General features: G+C 43.4%; 21 protein-coding genes. 11 read left to right on the top strand and 10 right to left on the bottom strand.

Translation table 11 applies throughout. The annotated features are described in order from the left end of the window. Positions 1-46: 46 nt before the first annotated feature. The 3 genes from D9A03_RS19770 to D9A03_RS12275 all read right to left on the bottom strand — a co-directional run bounded on the left by D9A03_RS19770 (position 47) and on the right by D9A03_RS12275 (position 1,930). Complete coding sequence (locus tag D9A03_RS19770) at positions 47-190, bottom strand: hypothetical protein (protein WP_162938126.1); 144 nt, start codon at positions 188-190, stop codon at positions 47-49. Then, positions 187-855 carry a thiopurine S-methyltransferase gene (gene tmpT / locus D9A03_RS12270; protein WP_216825457.1) on the bottom strand — a complete coding sequence of 223 codons (669 nt, stop codon included), beginning with the start codon at positions 853-855 and terminating at the stop codon, positions 187-189. The genes D9A03_RS19770 and tmpT overlap by 4 nt, the downstream gene beginning before the upstream one ends. A gap of 190 nt (positions 856-1,045) precedes the next feature. Continuing rightward, the gene (locus D9A03_RS12275) at positions 1,046-1,930 is read right to left on the bottom strand and encodes a LysR family transcriptional regulator (protein WP_120497464.1); all 885 of its coding nucleotides are present in this window, start codon (positions 1,928-1,930) and stop codon (positions 1,046-1,048) included. Between the two features lie 160 nt (positions 1,931-2,090). Between D9A03_RS12275 and D9A03_RS12280 the strand changes: the two genes are divergently transcribed. The 5 genes from D9A03_RS12280 to D9A03_RS12300 all read left to right on the top strand — a co-directional run bounded on the left by D9A03_RS12280 (position 2,091) and on the right by D9A03_RS12300 (position 7,571). Continuing rightward, positions 2,091-3,101 (top strand): D-cysteine desulfhydrase, encoded by a 1,011-nt coding sequence (locus D9A03_RS12280; protein WP_120497465.1) that lies wholly within the window; start codon positions 2,091-2,093, stop codon positions 3,099-3,101. A gap of 16 nt (positions 3,102-3,117) precedes the next feature. Beyond that, on the top strand, positions 3,118-3,906 hold the full coding sequence (locus D9A03_RS12285) for an alpha/beta fold hydrolase (protein WP_216825458.1): 789 nt from the start codon (positions 3,118-3,120) through the stop codon (positions 3,904-3,906). A gap of 90 nt (positions 3,907-3,996) precedes the next feature. Next, a complete protein-coding gene (locus D9A03_RS12290) occupies positions 3,997-4,959 on the top strand; it encodes a glycine betaine ABC transporter substrate-binding protein (RefSeq protein ID WP_120497467.1) in 963 nt (320 codons plus the stop codon). Between the two features lie 72 nt (positions 4,960-5,031). Beyond that, positions 5,032-6,090 (top strand): glycine betaine/L-proline ABC transporter ATP-binding protein, encoded by a 1,059-nt coding sequence (locus tag D9A03_RS12295; RefSeq protein WP_254055035.1) that lies wholly within the window; start codon positions 5,032-5,034, stop codon positions 6,088-6,090. After that, positions 6,087-7,571, top strand: coding sequence for a proline/glycine betaine ABC transporter permease (locus tag D9A03_RS12300; RefSeq protein WP_120497469.1), 1,485 nt, complete (start codon positions 6,087-6,089; stop codon positions 7,569-7,571). The genes D9A03_RS12295 and D9A03_RS12300 overlap by 4 nt, the downstream gene beginning before the upstream one ends. 133 nt (positions 7,572-7,704) lie before the next feature. Here D9A03_RS12300 and D9A03_RS12305 read toward each other — a convergent pair whose 3' ends face one another. Beyond that, the gene (locus D9A03_RS12305) at positions 7,705-8,361 is read right to left on the bottom strand and encodes a hypothetical protein (RefSeq protein WP_162938127.1); all 657 of its coding nucleotides are present in this window, start codon (positions 8,359-8,361) and stop codon (positions 7,705-7,707) included. Positions 8,362-8,562: 201 nt separating this feature from the next. On the opposite strand from D9A03_RS12305, the gene D9A03_RS12310 reads away from it, so the two are divergent. Then, the gene (locus D9A03_RS12310; protein WP_174233648.1) at positions 8,563-9,240 is read left to right on the top strand and encodes a YafY family protein; all 678 of its coding nucleotides are present in this window, start codon (positions 8,563-8,565) and stop codon (positions 9,238-9,240) included. A 9-nt stretch (positions 9,241-9,249) separates the two neighbouring features. Here the strand turns inward: D9A03_RS12310 and D9A03_RS12315 are convergent, their stop codons facing one another. After that, complete coding sequence (locus D9A03_RS12315; protein WP_120497472.1) at positions 9,250-9,543, bottom strand: hypothetical protein; 294 nt, start codon at positions 9,541-9,543, stop codon at positions 9,250-9,252. Between the two features lie 117 nt (positions 9,544-9,660). Here D9A03_RS12315 and D9A03_RS12320 point away from each other — a divergent pair, with 117 nt between their 5' ends. Both D9A03_RS12320 and D9A03_RS12325 read left to right on the top strand, forming a co-directional pair. Then, positions 9,661-10,080 carry a VOC family protein gene (locus tag D9A03_RS12320; protein WP_120497694.1) on the top strand — a complete coding sequence of 140 codons (420 nt, stop codon included), beginning with the start codon at positions 9,661-9,663 and terminating at the stop codon, positions 10,078-10,080. Positions 10,081-10,294: 214 nt separating this feature from the next. Further along, positions 10,295-10,927 carry a LysE family translocator gene (locus D9A03_RS12325; protein WP_120497473.1) on the top strand — a complete coding sequence of 211 codons (633 nt, stop codon included), beginning with the start codon at positions 10,295-10,297 and terminating at the stop codon, positions 10,925-10,927. 61 nt (positions 10,928-10,988) lie between these two features. Here the strand turns inward: D9A03_RS12325 and D9A03_RS12330 are convergent, their stop codons facing one another. Together D9A03_RS12330 and dctP are read right to left on the bottom strand one after the other, a co-directional pair. Next, positions 10,989-11,417, bottom strand: coding sequence for a hypothetical protein (locus D9A03_RS12330; RefSeq protein ID WP_120497474.1), 429 nt, complete (start codon positions 11,415-11,417; stop codon positions 10,989-10,991). Between the two features lie 331 nt (positions 11,418-11,748). Continuing rightward, the gene (gene dctP / locus D9A03_RS12335) at positions 11,749-12,816 is read right to left on the bottom strand and encodes a TRAP transporter substrate-binding protein DctP (protein WP_120497475.1); all 1,068 of its coding nucleotides are present in this window, start codon (positions 12,814-12,816) and stop codon (positions 11,749-11,751) included. 376 nt (positions 12,817-13,192) lie between these two features. Here dctP and D9A03_RS12340 point away from each other — a divergent pair, with 376 nt between their 5' ends. After that, positions 13,193-13,828: an AraC family transcriptional regulator gene (locus tag D9A03_RS12340; RefSeq protein WP_120497476.1), complete on the top strand. Its 636-nt coding sequence runs from the start codon at positions 13,193-13,195 to the stop codon at positions 13,826-13,828. Positions 13,829-13,898: 70 nt separating this feature from the next. Beyond that, positions 13,899-14,372: an NUDIX hydrolase gene (locus tag D9A03_RS12345; protein WP_162938128.1), complete on the top strand. Its 474-nt coding sequence runs from the start codon at positions 13,899-13,901 to the stop codon at positions 14,370-14,372. A 231-nt stretch (positions 14,373-14,603) separates the two neighbouring features. Here D9A03_RS12345 and D9A03_RS12350 read toward each other — a convergent pair whose 3' ends face one another. Both D9A03_RS12350 and D9A03_RS12355 read right to left on the bottom strand, forming a co-directional pair. Then, positions 14,604-14,987 (bottom strand): VOC family protein, encoded by a 384-nt coding sequence (locus tag D9A03_RS12350; protein ID WP_120497478.1) that lies wholly within the window; start codon positions 14,985-14,987, stop codon positions 14,604-14,606. Between the two features lie 94 nt (positions 14,988-15,081). Then, a complete protein-coding gene (locus tag D9A03_RS12355) occupies positions 15,082-15,678 on the bottom strand; it encodes a TetR/AcrR family transcriptional regulator (protein ID WP_120497479.1) in 597 nt (198 codons plus the stop codon). A 240-nt stretch (positions 15,679-15,918) separates the two neighbouring features. On the opposite strand from D9A03_RS12355, the gene D9A03_RS12360 reads away from it, so the two are divergent. Beyond that, positions 15,919-16,659: an SDR family oxidoreductase gene (locus tag D9A03_RS12360; RefSeq protein ID WP_120497480.1), complete on the top strand. Its 741-nt coding sequence runs from the start codon at positions 15,919-15,921 to the stop codon at positions 16,657-16,659. A 272-nt stretch (positions 16,660-16,931) separates the two neighbouring features. On the opposite strand, the gene D9A03_RS12365 is transcribed toward D9A03_RS12360, so the two are convergent. Then, entirely contained in the window at positions 16,932-17,672 is a 741-nt protein-coding gene (locus D9A03_RS12365) for a 5'-methylthioadenosine/adenosylhomocysteine nucleosidase (RefSeq protein WP_120497481.1), read from the bottom strand. Positions 17,673-17,979 lie beyond the last annotated feature (307 nt).

Here is a 17,979-nt window from a genome sequence, read left to right on the forward strand (position 1 = left end):
TCCATGGCCAGATAGTCAGCTTCGCTATGTCAAAAGTAATGGTTTGTCATTCATCTTCGCGGGTGAGAAAGAGAACCCCGCAGCTTCCTTCTAGGTTGCTCAGAGAAGGCAGTGACTTTTTGTCTGCATAGGCTGTCAGGGTATCAGATTTTGCAAGGTCAAAACGGGCGGTCCAGATACGGGCAATCATGTTTTTAATATCCACACACTCTGTGTTGACGGAAATTGACCGCGTAACCCGTTTGGAACAGGTTCCGAGCCAAGAAGCTTTATAGAATAATGGGCGCTATAGTAGGTTTGAACCATATCCTGATCAACGGAAAAAGGTGGTCCATTGGTCAGGCTTTGATCATAGCTATAGGTTAATAATAGATGTGGTGCCTTATTGGTAATTGTTATCAGATGCTTTGTGTATTTCTGCCGCATGTCTTCTGGCAGGGCGACAAGAGCTGCTCTGTCGTATATCGCATCAACTTGTCCAAGAATTGATCTTGTCAGGTCGAAAAAATTACCGACAAGGATGTCAATGTTTTTTGCATGATAATGTTTTAACTCACCCAATTGTGTTACTTCGGGCTCCAGACTTAAACTGTCGAAAAGCTGGGTGATTGCAAGACCGCTTAATTCTACACCAACGACCTGATGTCCTTTGGATAATAGCCACTGAATATCAAGTGTTTTGCCACACAATGGAACAAAAATGCGGCTGTTGTCTTTTAGATCAAGTTCGTGAAAATGGTTAATCAATCTTGGGTTGGGTTTTGGTTCATGAAACCCGATTTGATTGGTTTGCCATCTGTTATGCCAAAAATCTTCTTCCATTGTATCTACCGACCAGTTGTTGAGTACAGGCAATTTTTAATGCTTCAAGTCAACTTGAGGTCAAGTGAAAACTGAATTGATTGTTTAAATAATCAGTTGTCTCGGCTGGTAAAGTCGAAAGCGATTAAAATATTTTATAGGGTTTTTATATTTGAAGGGAATGATTGTCTGTAGTGTTACCTAATTGAGTGCGGACACTTTCACGCATATTAAAATACTGGCTTCAGAATTGTTTCCATACTTCTTTTGCAATTGTGTCTATTTTATCTGGTGCGCAATAGAGCGATAGTATGAGAGGCGTTTCCCATTTCTCGTCTCCAACCGAAGTCAACGTGCCGTTTTCTAATTCAGCTTTAATTGCAGAATAGGGCATCCAGGCGATACCCCCTCCGGTTATCAAGCGGCGTTTTAATGCTTCTACTAAGCCATCCATATATCGTATATCCAGATGGGTTGATTTATTACCTATAATGTGTTCGACAACTTCTCCTAAAAAAGAGCTGCTTTCGTATGCTAGATATGGAATGTTTTTTTTATGGTGACCAGGTAAGGCCCATTGATTTTCTAAAGATGTATCTTTTCTGGCAACTGGCATCAACTGATCAATAAGGATATCTTTTCTGGCAAAGTTTGTTTCATCTAATACCGGATTTACTTCAGCATGCCGATAACAAAGCAGAAATTCGCATGCTGCTTCATCAAGAAGCTGACAGCATGTACTTAGACTGTCTGAGATAACTCGGATACGAAGATCCCGAATGGATTGCTCCAATTCTTCGATACGAGGAGCCAGATAGTGCACAGAGATTGTATGCAGAACAGCAAAGCGTACAAACTTACTGTTCCCTTGATCTTGATCCCGAATGGATTGTCTCGCTTCACTAAGACGGGCTATTGCTTCTTTTGCGACAGGTAAAAATTGTTCCCCGGCATATGAGAGACGAATAGGAAAGTTTGCACGATCAACTAAAGGCACGCCAATCCAGCTTTCCAGGGATTTTATACGTCTGCTGAATGCTGATTGGGTTATATTTCTTTCATCTGCTGCGCGAGTAAAGTTAAGTGTGCGCCCCAGACAAACAAAATCTCTTAACCAATTTATGTCCATTTTGTACCTTCCCAGTATTCAAAATAATTGAAATCATTGAGTTATGCAATAATGGAATAATTCAATGAAATCTTTGAATTGGAGATTTTTCAGGACATCGTTTTATGATTTGTAGGATTTCTTAATTACTTCAACATGAAAATAGAACGGTAGTATTGTAATGCATCTTGCTCGTTTTCCCCGGATTAAACTTGGTCATTTTCCTACGCCACTTGAAAAACTCGAAAATCTGACGCGGGCACTAGGTGGACCCAATATTTACATCAAGAGAGATGATTGTACTGGTTTGGCGACTGGTGGCAATAAAACGCGCAAGCTGGAATTTCTTGTTGCTGATGCAGTTGCTAAAGGTGCAGATACACTAGTGACACAGGGTGCGACACAATCTAACCATGTTCGACAAACTGCAGCAGCAGCAAGAGTTGTTGGAATGGAATGCCATGCCCTTTTGGAACGTCGTGTTGAAAATATGGGTGATGGCTATGAAGCTGCGGGTAATGTCCTGTTAGACGATATTCTTAAGTGTGAATATGATTTTCGCCCTAATGGCGTTGATATGAATGCAGAGGCTCAGGCATTAGCTGAAAGTTTACGCGAGAAGGGGAAAAAACCGTATTTTATACCTGGTGGTGGCTCAAATACAATTGGTGCACTGGGGTATGCGAACGCGATTGAAGAGCTGATTTATCAAGCTGATAGCACTAATTTAAAAATCGACAAGATTGTCCATGCAACAGGCAGTGCAGGGACGCAAGCCGGAATTCTGGCCGGTCTTCACGCAATGAGTGCGCCTATTGATGTCATCGGTATTTCTGTGCGTGCAAAACGCGATGCCCAGATTGCCAACGTCCACAAACTGGCCGCCGCTACAGCAGAACTTATTGGCGTCAAAACAGAACTGAAAACTGATATGGTCGAGGCTTATGACGATTATGTTGGATCAGGCTACGGTCAGCCAACAGATAGCATGGTTGAAGCAATTTCGTTGGTTGCACAAGAAGAGGGGATTTTTCTGGACCCTGTTTATTCCGGTAAAGGTATGGCTGGTTTGATTGGCTTGATACGTCAGGGTGTTTTGAAAAAAGGCGAAAATGTTGTCTTTATTCATACTGGTGGTTCAGCATCCCTGTTTGCCTATCAACACTTGTTTTCAGGTCAAAAAGCAGCTTAGGCGCGAGGGCGAAACCGTGCTTGATGTCAAAAGTAAAACAGATGACAACCTGCTTGTCCATTTAAGGGCAGGTAGCGGTGATCCGCTGGTTTTTGTTCATGGCTATCTTGGTGGTGCAAAAGCTTGGGAGGATCAGGTTCAGGCCTTTAGGCAGGATTTTGATGTTATTGCACCCGAGCTTCCGGGGTATGGAGCAAGCTATGCAAAAGAAGCAAGTTCCAGTATTGATGGATATGCAAACCAGATATTAAAATTTCTTACCAAAATTGATGTGCAAAAGTTCCATTTGGTTGGTCATTCAATGGGAGGAATGATTGCCCAGCACATAACGAAGATGGCTCCGGACAGAGTGGATCATTTGATTTGCTATGGTACCGGCCCTTTGGGAATGATGCCCAATCGATTTGAAACGCTGGACCAATCTCGCAAACGATTACGAAATGACGGAGTAAAGGCCACTGCGGAACGTATCGCGTCGACATGGTTCATAAATGGAGAGCATGCACTGCGTTATAAGGAATGTGCATTGCTGAACGATAATGTCACTACTGAAACGGCTTTGGCTGGGCTGAAGGCAATGGAAACATGGGATGGTCGTGATGCAATGTCATCTATTGACCAAAAAACCCTGGTTCTATGGGGTGACCGAGATCAATCTTATGATTGGGCACAGCCTGAATCACTTTGGACAGGGATAAGAAAGAGTAGTTTGGCAGTTATGCCTGATTGCGGGCATAACGCGCACATGGAGAATCCCGAACTTTTTAATTCTATTCTAAGGAAGTTTTTACCGGAGAGAAAATGAAAGTCGAGGTGCTGGGTTGCCTCATAGAATCAACTATAAATGATCAAAGGATTCCGGTGCTTGAGATCATAACGAACTGTGGAGTATGAAATGAAACACAAAATTCTAGGAGCTGCGTTTGCTGCAACGTTACTTGCGTCTTCATCAATAGCATCAGCTAGCGAGAAGGTGAAAATTGGGGCGCCGGCATGGACTGGTGCCCAGGCAATTGCACATTTGATTGCTGAAGTTGTCGAGACTAGGATTGGCGGTGAGGCCGAACTGGTGCCCGGTAATAATGCGAGCATCTTTCAGGCGATGGATCAAGGTAAAGGTGATATTGATGTCCATCCAGATGTTTGGTTGCCTAACCAGGAAAGCTTTACAAAGAAGTATGTAGATGGTGCAGGCACTGTTGCCTTGTCCCAAAAACCATATGAAGGCCGGCAGAGTTTTTGTGTTTCCAAAGAGTTTTCGGAAAAAAATAATGTAACATCAATTTTTGATTTGGCCCGCCCGGAAATAGCTTCTTTGATGGATAGTGATGGGAATGGCAAGGGTGAAATCTGGATTGGTGCTCCTGGCTGGGCTTCTGCTAACGTGAATGAAGTAAAGGTTCGCGATTATGGCTTAATGCCCTTTATGGAACCAATTCGTGCAGATCAAGCGGTTATGACGGCAACTGTTGGTGATAGTGTCCGTAAGGGCATTGGGTATGCGTTTTATTGTTATGCACCTCATGCAATCTGGTACCAGTTTGATATTGTTCCATTATCAGAGCCAGAATATGATCCTGCCAAGTACATTGCTATTCAGCCGTCTGATGATCCTGACTGGTTTAACAAGTCCAAAGTAATGACTGCTGATGCTCTCAAAAAAGTGCAAATTGCCTATTCTAAATCTTTGATTGAACGTTCTCCTGCGATTGCTGAATTGTTGCAGAACATGCAGCTTGATGCTGAGATGGTATCCGAATTTGCTTATCAGATTGAAGGCGGTGACGATCCTGCAGACGTCGTCAAAACCTGGGTTGCTGAAAACTCCGAGCGTGTTGATAGCTGGTTGGGTCTGTAATCCCTTTGGTTGACGTATATAGTGTCATGTTGGTGGGCAACATGACACTATAATAAATTGATGGGGGATGCGGTGCCACAATCAAATGCAATCGAAATTTCTGGCGTATGGAAAATTTTTGGAGCGCGGGAAAAAGAAGCTCTGGCTGATGTTGAGGCCAATAATATCAGTAAAAAACAAGTTTTGGAGAAGTATAACTGTGTCGTTGGTGTTGCTAATGCCACAATGGATATACGCCCCGGCGAAATTTTTTGTATCATGGGATTGTCCGGATCGGGAAAATCCACGTTAGTACGTCATATAAATCGGCTCTTGGAACCAACAGCGGGCTCTATCAATGTGAATGGTCAGAATATTATGGCCATGGATTCAGACACTTTGCGACAATATCGAAATGAACATATCGCAATGGTGTTTCAGAATTTTGCTCTTATGCCGCACCGATCTGTTCTTGATAATGTGGCTCTGCCCTTGGAAATAAGGGGCGTAAATAAGAACCAGCGTATGGAAACGGCAATGAAAGCCATCGACATGGTGGACTTGACGCCGTGGGGGAATAAATTTGCCCATGAACTTTCCGGGGGTATGCAACAGCGTGTTGGGTTAGCGCGTGCACTTGCGGCAGATCCTGAAATTCTGTTGATGGATGAACCTTTTTCTGCACTTGACCCTCTTATCAGGCGTCAGTTGCAAGACGAGTTCATGAAACTGGCAGCCCAGATGAACAAAACAACAGTATTCATCACGCATGATCTGGATGAAGCTGTTCGTATCGGTGATCGTATCGCAATTATGCGTGATGGCATGGTTATTCAGATCGGAACGCCAGAGGATATTGTTATGAATCCTGTGGATGATTATGTTTCGGACTTTGTGGCGGGTATTTCAAGATTGAAAGTCGTGCGGGCGCACGCAGTTATGCAATCGCTTTCTGATTATGAAGGTAAAAATGGAAGCCTTAGCGAAAATGCACAAGAATTTTCTGAAGGTGCTGATCTTGGCGTCTTGATCGAAGCTGCTATTGAGACGGAAAAACCTGCTGCAATTGTTGATCAGGCAGGAAAACGAATTGGAGTTGTTACACGCGCAGATTTGCTACGTACAGTGATTGAAGGAACGGAAACGTCATGACCAGTAATAATGAAACGCTGCTATCCGAATTCGTTGTAACAAACACAAAATATTATAAAGAAAATTTCGAAAAAATTGGTGCCAAATCAGGGTTCTCTTGGACCTTTAACTTGATGGCTGCTCTATTGGGGCCAATCTGGTTTGGCATGAGGGGTTTATGGAGTTGGGCACTTACTTTCATCATCGTAGAAACCTTTGCGTTGATTCAACTTGGGCGTGGTTTGTTCGGGGATCTTGGTGCTGAGGCTAATAGCCGAATTGCGCAGATAGAGGGAACGCTGAATTTTCGCCGTCAACAGTTGGAAGCTGCAATTAAAAAACAAGCTGATAATGTTGATGTTTTTCAACGAAATATTGATTCACTGGAAAAGGCTATCAGTGATATTCAGGCGGAAGCAGCATTAGCCGAAGCAAGTGCAATCTGGATTGCGCTTTTAGGGTTAGTTGTGTTGGTTTTGATTAAAGTTGCCCAAGGTGTGATTGCTAATTCAGCCCTTGAGCGCCGTTTTTCTGACTGGTTATCTGACAGTACAATTGCATCTGGGTTAAATCCTTTTCGGACATGTATTAGTATTGTTTTTGTTAGTGTGGTTTTTTCTATTAGTGTTATCCACTATAGTTTTCCCGAGATTACGGGGTGGTTTTCAAAATTCCCGACAGATCCACAAATTAGACTTGATGCAATTAGTAAAGTCGAACAGTTTTTTGATTTTATTATCCTGTCCGGGCAATGGTTCTTTGATATTATCACGTTCGGTATCCGTGCCGTTCTGGATGGATTGGAAGTATTGTTTGTTGATACGCCCTGGATTGTGATTGCGAGTTTCATTCTTTTGCTCACATGGCTTTCTGCAGGATCCAGTGCTGCTATTTATGTTGCAGGATTCCTAGCCTACATGGGATTCCTCGGTTTTTGGGAAAAAGCAATGACCACCTTGGCGTTGCTGGGTACTGCGGCTTGTATTTCTATTGTAATTGGTATTCCAATTGGATTGTTCTGTGCTCGTCGACCCAGAGTTTATGCTGTGATCCGGCCTGTAATGGATTTCATGCAAACAATGCCTGCTTTTGTTTTCATGATTCCAGTGATTGCATTCTTTGGAACAGGTAAACCAGCGGCTGTTGTTACCACAATGATTTTTGGGGGCACACCGGTTGTTCGATTGACAGTGTTGGGACTGCGAGGCGTTCCAGAGACTATTCGCGAAGCTGCTATCGCCTATGGAGCAACGAAATGGTATTTGCTGACCAAAGTTGATTTGCCATTGGCTGCACCTTCTATCCTTGCCGGAGTAAACCAGACAATTATGTTAAGTCTGGCAATGGTTGTGGTTGCATCGCTGATCGGTGCAAAAGGGCTCGGAGAAGATGTGCTTGAAGCACTTCAATATGCATCTGTTGGACAGGGTATTTTGGCTGGTTTTGCTATTCTTTTCTGTGCGATGATCCTTGATCGTGTCGTCCAGGGCAAGCGTGAATAATCTTTCGTTAAGGTGGCGCTATATCAAACACTGGTATCGAGTATGGTGTTGCGAAAGATTATAGAAACGCCCCGAATAACCTTGCTCCCTGTCTTCAAGGTTAATTCGGGGCGTTATCAATACTAACTTGTGGTCAGGCCAGTTTGAACCAAAAGTCCAGATCTACGCTTTCCGGATCGAAGATATCCAGAAGTTCGAGACAGGTGTCATCCTGGACATAGCCGTTACAAATTCTTCGTGCCATGCCGAGGTTATCGACAAAGGCGATTTCTGAATATGTCGTGTCATCAATCTTGCCCATGAAGTGGGCGCGCGGTTCGGTAAACTTGTTCAAATACTTTTGCTCTATCCGATCGGATATTTCCAGCATTGTTGCCTCATCAAACTGCTCTTGGTCATCAAACTGTTCTGGTGATTTCGGGCTAAAGGTACCAAACTCAATACAGGAAAAATCTGTCGGGACGGTCACACTTTCCTTGAGGATGGCATTGGCGGTCAGGCGAATGCTATCTGGCTTTAGTAACGCCATGAACTCTTGGGAACTCCTGGCATTGGGATGATTTTCACACATCGTCATAAAAGATTGATGGTCACTTGCCATAATGGCATCAGCAAAATGGCCTTTGTCATTCCCGAGAAAACAATGCATGGCGATGCCTTCCTGGGTGGATAGAAAATCTTGCCGCCAGTTAAGTGCTGCTTCGATAATATCAGCGGTTTCGACGCCATCACGTTTTTCATAGCGGGCGAAGCCCATTGTTTTGAGGGGGCCAGGGTCCTTTTGAAACATGCCTGTTCTTCCATTTCTATCAATATCAGTTTTATACATTAGAGGCTTAATTGCCTGATTTGATTGTTGCCATGTGCTCATCCAGATTTAGGTGCTTCCAGAGATCTGGTTCTGGAATTAGTCACATGGGCTTGTGAAGAGAGTTATACTGGATACCCCTGACAATTTATGTCAGGGTAGTTTCTCTAGCTTGGAAAAATGATGCGCGTTCAAAGACTCTTCTCCATCCTCGACCGTTTGCGGGCAAGGCGACAGCCTGTCTCGGCGGAAAGTCTTGCCGAAGAACTCGGCGTTTCGTTGCGGACGATCTATCGCGACATGGTGACGTTGCAGTCTATGGGTGCACCTGTGCGCGGCGAAGGAGGCATTGGCTATCAGATAGAAAAGGGATATTTTCTGCCCCCTCTGCATTTTGATGCGGATGAGCTGGAGGCTATTATTATCGGGATGCGTTTGGTGGCAGCACGCGGGGACAAGCCGCTGGCAGATGCTGCAACACGGGCATCTGCGAAAATATCTGCTGTGCTGCCGGAAGACATGGGAGACAGCTATTATGATGCGCCTTTGCTGGCCTATTCAGTTCAACCAAAATCCGAGGAAGAAACAATTGATTTTCTCAGTCCGGTAAGAACAGCAGTGCGTGATCGGGCGTTGCTAGAGATCCATTATCTGGACTTAAAAGGCCAGTCGAGTGAACGTATTATTCGCCCCCTTGGCCTTACAGCCTTTGACAAGGTATGGCTGTTGACGTCGTGGTGTGAAAAAAGTGATGATTTCCGATCTTTTCGTATCGACCGTTTGCAAAGTGTCCAGCGAACTGGGGAGAAATTTCGCAGAGAAGCGGGGAAGGAATTCCGTGATTACCTCAAGAGGTTATGATTTATCCTGTTAGAAAGAACGAATTGCCTCATTGTCTTTTTCCGTTGGATAGAACTGTTTCTTTTCAGGCATGTCATAGAATAGTGTTCCATCAATTCCTTGAACATCCTTCTTACTGACCCTGTTTTTCCATAACAAATTCGATAAATCCAATGCCACAGTTTCACTTAGGCGCTGAAAAAGATCATCATTGAATTCAATGTCTTGGTTATTCGGAAAAATCAAATTGAAGCTTTCATCATCAATAGAAAAGATATCATAGGTACAATTTTGTGCTGGCTCGATTATTTGAATATTTTTCATAATCTCGTTTGGAGTGTGGGTGGAAAGTCAAAATTTTGTGTAAATATTATCATTGCTAAAGTCCTTTTATCTAATACTATTTTCAAGGAATTACCTTTAGAAACGAAAGAAACAGGGATGAAATATTTACACACCATGGTACGGGTCTCTGACCTTGATGCTTCGATGGATTTCTATTGCAACAAACTGGGCCTTGTCGAAACCCGACGTTTTGATAATCCGGAAGGGCGTTTTACCATTGTTATGCTGGCTGCACCGGGGCAACCGGAAGCGGAGCTGGAATTGACCTATAATTATGACCCTGAAGAACTCTCCGGGGATCGTAATTTTGGCCATCTGGCCTATGCTGTCGATAATATCTATGAATTCTGTCAAAAGCTTATGGATCAGGGCGTGACAATCAATCGCCCCCCACGCGACGGACGTATGGCTTTTATCAAATCCCCTGATGGAATTTCTGTTGAACTTTTGCATGCAGATGGATCTCTACCTGTTCAGGAGCCCTGGGCATCTATGGAAAATATCGGAAGCTGGTAAATAAAAGCCACCCTTATTAAAATTGAACGGCCTGATTTTTCAAAAGCGTATCCTTCTTTTATAACCTGGATAAGAGACTTGTTACGTATGGAGGGGTGGCATTGATAGCAAGAATTTGCAGTTCAGGACTGTTTCTGGGCTTGAGATGCTTGACTTCTTTTCTCTTTCGGTTCTTTGCTTTGGTATGATCATTTAAGAGAGAAAGAGTGAAGATATGTTTGATATCGCGATTAATTTGAATTTGTGGCTGGCTTTTGTTGTGGCTACTGCTGTCCTGGCAATTATTCCAGGGCCAATTGTTACCCTGGTTATTGCAAATAGTCTAAGCCAGGGAACACGTGCAGGTATTGCAAATGTTATGGGAACTGTTTTAGGGAATGTGGTTTTGTTCCTGATCGGTGGTTTGGGGATGGCGTGGGTTTTGACGGCATTATCAAACTGGTTTGATGTTCTCAGGCTCGCAGGGGCGATATATCTTGTTTATCTCGGTGTTAAGTCCTGGCGCAGCAAGGGGCAGGGATTGGAAGATCAAGAAATAACAAAACCGGGTAAGTCATTGTTTCTACAGGGTGTAGTTGTTGCAATTACAAATCCGAAAACCATTATATTTTACGCCGCTTTTTTTCCTCAGTTCATGGATCCGACCCTGTCAGCGCCGGGCCAGCTTTTTGTTTTGAGTGTCACCTTCCTCGTTGTTGCCGCTGTTTTGGATATGACCTATGCCTTTCTGGCGGGCAGGTTGCGTCCTTATCTTCTGGGGGCACGACGCGCAGCCATCAGAAATAAAATTACGGGCCTTTTACTAATTGTCACCGGAGTTGCCCTGGCTTTTACCCGGAAAAGCTGAAGCTACACTTTTAACGTACGATGATTTTTCTTAAGATGATTATTTTGAAGTCGTACGGATGTTATTGATTTATCACATAGATCCTTTGGGCACCCATATTGGCAATAATGCTTAACGCTATACCCAGTACAAGAACGATTACACCGAAGTATGCCAAGACACTGAATGCAGAAAGCTGCATAATGCTGCCACCAAATCCATAAAGAAAATTTGTCGCCCTGAAGTTTTTGATGATCAAAAAGAAGCCAATACAGGCTCCAACAATCATAAGAACAATGCCATTCAAGACATCACCGTTTTCTGCTATTGAATTTAAACGCCACTCATTGCCAATAAATACTAAAACAACAGCAATACCAACAATTACAAATGATAGTTTTGTGAAAAACTGGTACTCGAATTTTTCAGCACAATGTTTGTTAAAAGCCCAAAATGCCCATAAAATTCCTACAAAGATTATCAAGCCACCAAGTATCTGCAATACGAGCATTTTGAAGCCTCTTGATTAAATGTGGGTCTCTTTTTATTTGAGAGATATTTGTTTGTGTTAATTTTTGGTTGTAAATGTAATTTTTTGCACAGGCAATATGTTTTATACAGAAATAAAGTTTGGCGATATTATTCTGCTAGATTTTTTTTGGGGTATATCATCAAAAAGGGCTTCTTTTATTGAAGCCTCCACACCCAAAATACGTAATACACAGGCCTGAGGATTAATTTGCTCAGGCTTTTGTTTCAAAGAGGAATAAATTCAACCTTTAGGATACTTCTATAACTGACCAGTAATGATGGCAGGTAGGTGTGTGAAAAGGACGAATGTCTTACTTCACAACATCCCGAACAAGATATTCAGAGTTTGCAGCCCATGCTTTTTGATAGTCAAAGTATGAGTCCATAATTGTCTGCATGGAAGTATCACCAGCATCTGCAAGTTCTTTTGCTTTTTTACGTGCCCAGTTACGACCAGCTTCGCGCATTTCCTCAACAACGGTATTGTCGAGGGTAATCATTTCAACGTTGGTTTTCTTGTACTCTGCCATAGCTTTTATGTCAGAGTTACCGAAATGGGCATAGCTTTCATAGGTCGTCAGTTTTGCCGCAGCCTCAATTTGGGCTTTGAGGTCATCGGAAAGAGCATCCCATGTTTCCGCTTTAACAAAGACTTCCCAGAGGAAAGAGGGCTGATGCACGCCAGGCATAATGATATAGGGGGCAACTTCGTGGAAACCTTCGCTCAGGTTCGCACCAGGAGTTGACCATTCAATCGCATCAACACCTTTCCTTTGTAGCAGTGTGTAAATTTCACCGCCCGGTACAACGGTTGGTACACCGCCGTAAATTTCTTCTACCACAACGGCCCATGCGCCGGATGTTCGGTACTTGAGGCCTTTGAGATCAGCTGTTGTTCTGATTTCCTTGTTAGAGTGTGCCATAAACTCGGATGTGCCGATGCCCACGACAATGGAATGAAGGCCCATTTTTTCACGACGCAAGTCCTGTAGCATCTTTTCGCCACCACCGTTATACACCCAGTGCAGGGTTGCTTCGCCTGACATACCGCCGGGGAAGCTGGCAAAAATGGCGTTTGTAGGATCCTGATTGACAAGATATGAAGGGGTGGAGTGTCCTGCATCAACCAAGCCATCCTGAACGGCTTCGTATACTTTAAAGGCTGGAACAATAACACCGGCGCCAAATGGCTGTACTTCCAGTTTTCCACCAGTTGTGACTTCTATATTTGCGGCAAAACGTTCCATGAAGTTTTTATAGAAAAAAGATCCTTCGGAAATAGCGGCTGGCATACGCCATGTGATTTCAGCTGCATTTGCTATTGTTCCTGTACAGATGGAACCCGCAATAAGAGCCGGGGCGATAAGTTTTTTAAACATGAAGTTCTCCACTATCCCATACCCTTATTCCGGGTACATACCCCTTCTTCCGGGGTTTGATGGGGTCGTACACCTGACTACCAGTATGGAACCATTGCCAAAAGCAGTGTGGCACGACCTACTTGATATGTTAAGCAGTTGTTTGTTTTTGAATTAACGAGCCCGGTTTAAAGCCAGTATGGTTTCGGGCCCTCAAAGCTAACTTTGTTATGTCCAATCGTTTGGTAACACTAGCATAGCAATTGCTGTGTATAATATTTAATATTAGGTGTGCGAATTTCCTATGTGTATAACATTGGGAACAGAGGAAGATATTGATATGCTTGGGTCAATGACATCTGCGAATTTTTATATCTAAAACTAATAATTGAGCGTCATGGACAACAGTGTTTTGGAAGTTTGGCAGTCAGTTGCTGGGCAAAATGATCAAGCTTATATAATTCCTGATGGTTGTTGCGACTTGATTTTCAAATCCCGACCCGGACAAGAACCAGTATGGTTTGTGTCTGACCTTGCTGAAACCAGCCAAATTGTGTCTGTGGAAAAAGGGGACCATTTCACGGGCTATCGATTGCGAGCCGGATCTGAGGTTCAGATTGATACCTTGGTTAATGCTGTACATGGCCGTTTTCCTGATCAGGAGACCTTGGATCTCATCAATCACTATACCACTTGTGATGATAATATTGACGAAGCTCTACAGTGTTTGGCTTCTAATGTCGTTACAGTACAGGATGCGGCCTTGACACTTGGGATAAGTGCAAGGACTTTACAGCGACATATTGTTCACAAGACAGGAAAATCCCCGGTTTTTTGGCATCGGCTGGCCCGGGTTCGCAAAGCCGGGCGTGATATACAACAGGCGAATTCCCTTGCCGAATTTGCCTTTGAGTACGGCTTTTCCGACCAAGCTCATATGACCCGGGAATTCAAACAGTGGTTTTCATTAAGTCCTCGTGCTTTTCAAAAGATTTCATTGAAGGAAGGCATCTTTCAAGTTGGGTATGAGTAAGAGGTATTAGCGATAATTAACAGTTCGTCTAAGATAATTTTTGATTTCACATCAGAGGGAACGACGTCTTGTGACTATTCATCAGTTCACATCTTCTGCGTTGGTTTATCACAAAGGAAATTTTTTAGTTCTTTGGCATGAGAAGCTGAAGATGTGGCTATACCCTGGTGGTCATGTCGAAAGCGATGAAGATCCGGTAGAAGCTCTTTTGCGTGAAGTCAGGGAAGAAGTTGGCATTCAAATTACAATCCTGCCTTTCTTTTCTATAAATGCAAAACTTAAAGAATGTCTTGTTGAAACTGAAGTTGTTGATCTTGTTCAACCAATATTGACATTGAAACAGCCTGTTCAGGATAAAAGAGATGGTGCACATTATCATATTGATCAAATATATTTATGCAGGCCTGTACATCCCTTTTCTATTGAAGAAGGGAATAAAGTCAAATGGGTTTCTGTCGAAGAATGTCGCGAGTTGTTAACACCAACGGAACTTCCAGAAATATTTGAGTTTGCGTCTGAGTTGATGACAAGAAATAGTTGTTAAGCTGTTATAGATTACTGATATTTAGCATGAATTGTTATTTTTCTGTTCTGCGAGAGCAGTAGATAACCCTATCCAAAACGCAAAAGTTATTAACAGCAGATATTGTGAAAATTTATTAGTGATACCCATTATGTTCGAGGTGACAGCGATATGTCTGTGCACCTCGTTTAACCTTTTCCCATTAAACCCCGTATTTTGAATGGTACTTTAAGGGATAAGTATTGATAGTTGCTAAATTTTTATCGGGGTGCAGATTTCAACGAGAAATCCATTAAGGTCACTAACATAGGCGGTTGTCTGTCCCCAAGGCATTTCTGCCGGCTCCTGAACAGGTTGGGCACCCGATTTTAGTGCGTGGTCGAATGCTTTTGGAACATTGTCGGTCGTGAAAGCTATCTCAAAACTTGGGTGATTTTTTTGTGGTGATGACGGCTTTTTACCCAATTCTTCCATAAGGGAAAGGGATGAGAATGATAATGTGGTCTGCCCCGTCTCAAGTTCGCCGTAGTCGCCACTTTCGTGAAGCATTTTCTGTTCGAAACCAAAAGCCTTTTGGTAAAAATCCAATGTTGCGGGAACGTCCTGAACATAAAGAATGGTATAGGCGAGCTGCACCTGTTTCTCCTTTGATCTGATTTTTCAATGATAGTAAATTCAGGTTAAAGGAGTATTTTCTTCTGGTCTTGAATATTTCGGACAGGATTTCTCTTCAGGGGTTTGGCAATGCTGTCATAGCAATGTCGATGAAGCTGTTGAGTTCTTTCTTATCAGCATTCGTTCTGCCTAAAACCCCGAGTGCAAGCGACTGAGCAGAGAAAAACTCTCCGAGTGCTTTGGCATCTGTATTTTGCGGGAGTTCGCCATTTTTTTGTGCCTGTTCGAACCTTGTAACAAAAATATCCCGGCGTTTTTGGTCGTACTCTTTGGTTATGGTCTCTAATTCGGGGTGTTGGGAAGATTCTTCGACAAGGCTGTTGACGACGAAGCAGCCACTTGGACAGTCTTTATCGAGCATGGATTTAGCAACTGATTCCAGAAAACGCCGTACGACAACGGATAGAACATCATCCGAGTTTTTCAAATCATCAAGTAAAGGCATGCCCAGATTATTGTAATATCGCGCCAAAGACTTTTTGTAGAGAGATTCTTTGTCGCCAAAACAGGCATATAGCCCCGGTTTTGCCATGCCGGTTGCGCAGACCAGGTCACTCATTGATGTGCCTTCAAAGCCCTTGCTCCAAAAGACTTTCATCGCTGTATCCAGAACTTCTTCCGGATCTGTTTTACGTGGTCTGCCGCGTCCCATTTTAACTCTAATCAAGTATACATACCGAGTAGTATTCTATCAGTCGGCGATATTTCTTCAAGCATCAAGTTCATAGCCTGATATTTGCCGCAGAGTCGTAGCAAGGGGACTATGTGATTTACAAGATTAATTAATACCAAATGGTATTTTAATTTGACATGCGGCTATTGTTTCTTATTTTAGTACTTATTGGTATTTAATTTATGCCTGAAACACAAATATCGCTTTCAAGGAAAAATAATGAGCAGAATTAAAGATAAAGTCGCGCTTGTAACCGGAGCAAATCGTGGAATTGGGTATGCTTTTGTTGAAGAATTGATTGCGGCCAGAGCCTCTAAAGTTTACGCCACAGCGCGTGACACAGATAGATTGACAGGCTTGTTAAAGGGAAAGGAAGGCAAAGTTATTCCTGTTGAACTTGATGTAAATCAACCAGATACAATCAAAACCATTGCGAATGAGTTCAAAGATGTTTCTTTGCTGATTAACAACGCAGGGATTGCCCGTTTTACCAGTTTCATGACGGCATCATCGCTGGATGATGCGCGGGATGAAATGGAAACAAATTATTTTGCGCCTTTGAATATGATCCGCGCCTTTGCCCCAGTTTTAAAGGAAAATAGGGGTGGAACGATTGTAAATATTTCCTCTGTGGCGGGCTATTTGAACTTTCCGGTTCTGGGGTCTTATTCCGCTTCAAAGGCTGCGGTTCATTCCCTGACCCAAGGGGTGCGTGCTGAACTCGCTGCACAAGGTACGCATGTGGTAGGTGTTTACCCTGGCCCGATTGATACTGACATGGCCGCGGGTGTTCCGCTGGACAAAACGGCCCCGAACATTGTGGCAAAGGTGGTCCTGAAGGCGGTTGAAAAGGAGATCGAGGATGTTTACCCCGACCCGATGTCGGTTGATTTTCATGCTGACTTCCTGAGCGATCCAAAGGCGTTGGAAAAACAGGTCGGTGAGATGTTGCCGGAATAATGATTCTCGGCGAGAAACTCTATTGGGTGGTTTATAAAGAATGGCCTCGAACTTTTGGCCCGAAAATCTTGGAGGGGTGAATTGACTGGAAGTGTTCACCTCTCGATGTTTCCATCTCGTCAGGGGTCTTTCGGATGATATTTGTTCGTTAGCTCTTTAATGATGTTTTAATTGACGTGAGTTCCTTCAAAAAGCCCAAATGAACAGCCAAAGAATTGGTAAATAAAATCTCTATAGCTCCTGAGAGAATAGAGAGTAAAATGAGTGTATATTTATTCTCTTTTCCGTCGATTGATCTTATCCCAGTCATTCAAGGCTGTCGGGATCATCAGGTTCATAAGTTCAAAGGAATTATGACAGGCGCGATGCAGGTTTGCCTGGAAATCTTCACTGGCACTGTCAGAGGATGAGTCAGACAAAGCCCGGATGACAACAAAGGGGAGGCCGTTGAGACGACATGTCTGCCCAAAGGCTGCGCCCTCCATTTCTGTTGCAAGTGCCGCGAACTCGCGTTGGAGCCAACGGAGTTTGTCGCGATCCTGAACAAAAGTATCTCCGGATGCAATCGTACCAAGCATAAGATTTGGTGCTTCTTCTACACCCTCAAAAGCATTGTCAAAAGCGGCCGTGGCCTTGCCGACAAGATCAGGGTCGCATTCAATCAGACGTTCACGCCCGGGTGTTTCCCCGTGACGACGCCCGAAAGCGGTGAGATCCATATCGTATTCCACTACGTGACTGGCAATGATAATGTCGCCTGCTTGCATATTGGGGAGCAAGCCACCGGCCACGCCACTGAAAACCAGCTTGTGTGGCTTGAAAAGATCAATCATCATTTGCGTACAGATCGTGGCATTGACCTTGCCAATACCGGATTGAGCGAGTGCGATATCTGTTCCTTTATAATTCCCAGTGTTGACAGTAATTCCGGCATGGGTACTTTCATGAACATCATTGAGTTGCCTCAATAAGAGCTGTACCTCTTCATTCATTGCGCCAATAACGCCTAACATGGTGATCTCCTTGCACGGATGATTTGCTATGTGAGTTTAGATTATCAGACTGAAGGAATAGTAAAGCAGGAAGAGAGCGGGAGTTTTCCAGACGACAGGTATTATACTTTTTATGTCAGGGGTATTTATTCTTGAACGAGAAAACTCTTGGGGAAGGTTTATGAATCGACCTGTTTGTTTATAGAGTTTTCACCATTAGTTGTCGTTATTGTCCAAGGTTTTTTTCTCAAATGGAGAGTAGAATGAATGCCCAAGTTCACAGTTTGTATTTCTCTGTTTCTTATGCTTATTCAAATGAGCACTTTTT

It is taken from the genome of Kiloniella sp. EL199, from assembly GCF_900313065.1.
In the GTDB taxonomy this organism is placed as follows: domain Bacteria; phylum Pseudomonadota; class Alphaproteobacteria; order Kiloniellales; family Kiloniellaceae; genus Kiloniella.

Excerpts from the sequence above, each read along its gene's own strand:
- D9A03_RS19770 (WP_162938126.1), bottom strand. The coding sequence starts at position 190 with ATGATTGCCCGTATCTGGACCGCCCGTTTTGACCTTGCAAAATCTGAT.
- D9A03_RS12275 (WP_120497464.1), bottom strand. The coding sequence starts at position 1,930 with ATGGACATAAATTGGTTAAGAGATTTTGTTTGTCTGGGGCGCACACTT.
- D9A03_RS12280 (WP_120497465.1), top strand. The coding sequence starts at position 2,091 with ATGCATCTTGCTCGTTTTCCCCGGATTAAACTTGGTCATTTTCCTACG.
- D9A03_RS12290 (WP_120497467.1), top strand. The coding sequence starts at position 3,997 with ATGAAACACAAAATTCTAGGAGCTGCGTTTGCTGCAACGTTACTTGCG.
- D9A03_RS12300 (WP_120497469.1), top strand. The coding sequence starts at position 6,087 with ATGACCAGTAATAATGAAACGCTGCTATCCGAATTCGTTGTAACAAAC.
- D9A03_RS12305 (WP_162938127.1), bottom strand. The coding sequence starts at position 8,361 with ATGTTTCAAAAGGACCCTGGCCCCCTCAAAACAATGGGCTTCGCCCGC.
- D9A03_RS12310 (WP_174233648.1), top strand. The coding sequence starts at position 8,563 with ATGCGCGTTCAAAGACTCTTCTCCATCCTCGACCGTTTGCGGGCAAGG.
- D9A03_RS12315 (WP_120497472.1), bottom strand. The coding sequence starts at position 9,543 with ATGAAAAATATTCAAATAATCGAGCCAGCACAAAATTGTACCTATGAT.
- D9A03_RS12320 (WP_120497694.1), top strand. The coding sequence starts at position 9,661 with ATGAAATATTTACACACCATGGTACGGGTCTCTGACCTTGATGCTTCG.
- D9A03_RS12325 (WP_120497473.1), top strand. The coding sequence starts at position 10,295 with ATGTTTGATATCGCGATTAATTTGAATTTGTGGCTGGCTTTTGTTGTG.
- D9A03_RS12330 (WP_120497474.1), bottom strand. The coding sequence starts at position 11,417 with ATGCTCGTATTGCAGATACTTGGTGGCTTGATAATCTTTGTAGGAATT.
- dctP (WP_120497475.1), bottom strand. The coding sequence starts at position 12,816 with ATGTTTAAAAAACTTATCGCCCCGGCTCTTATTGCGGGTTCCATCTGT.
- D9A03_RS12340 (WP_120497476.1), top strand. The coding sequence starts at position 13,193 with ATGGACAACAGTGTTTTGGAAGTTTGGCAGTCAGTTGCTGGGCAAAAT.
- D9A03_RS12355 (WP_120497479.1), bottom strand. The coding sequence starts at position 15,678 with ATGGGACGCGGCAGACCACGTAAAACAGATCCGGAAGAAGTTCTGGAT.
- D9A03_RS12360 (WP_120497480.1), top strand. The coding sequence starts at position 15,919 with ATGAGCAGAATTAAAGATAAAGTCGCGCTTGTAACCGGAGCAAATCGT.
- D9A03_RS12365 (WP_120497481.1), bottom strand. The coding sequence starts at position 17,672 with ATGTTAGGCGTTATTGGCGCAATGAATGAAGAGGTACAGCTCTTATTG.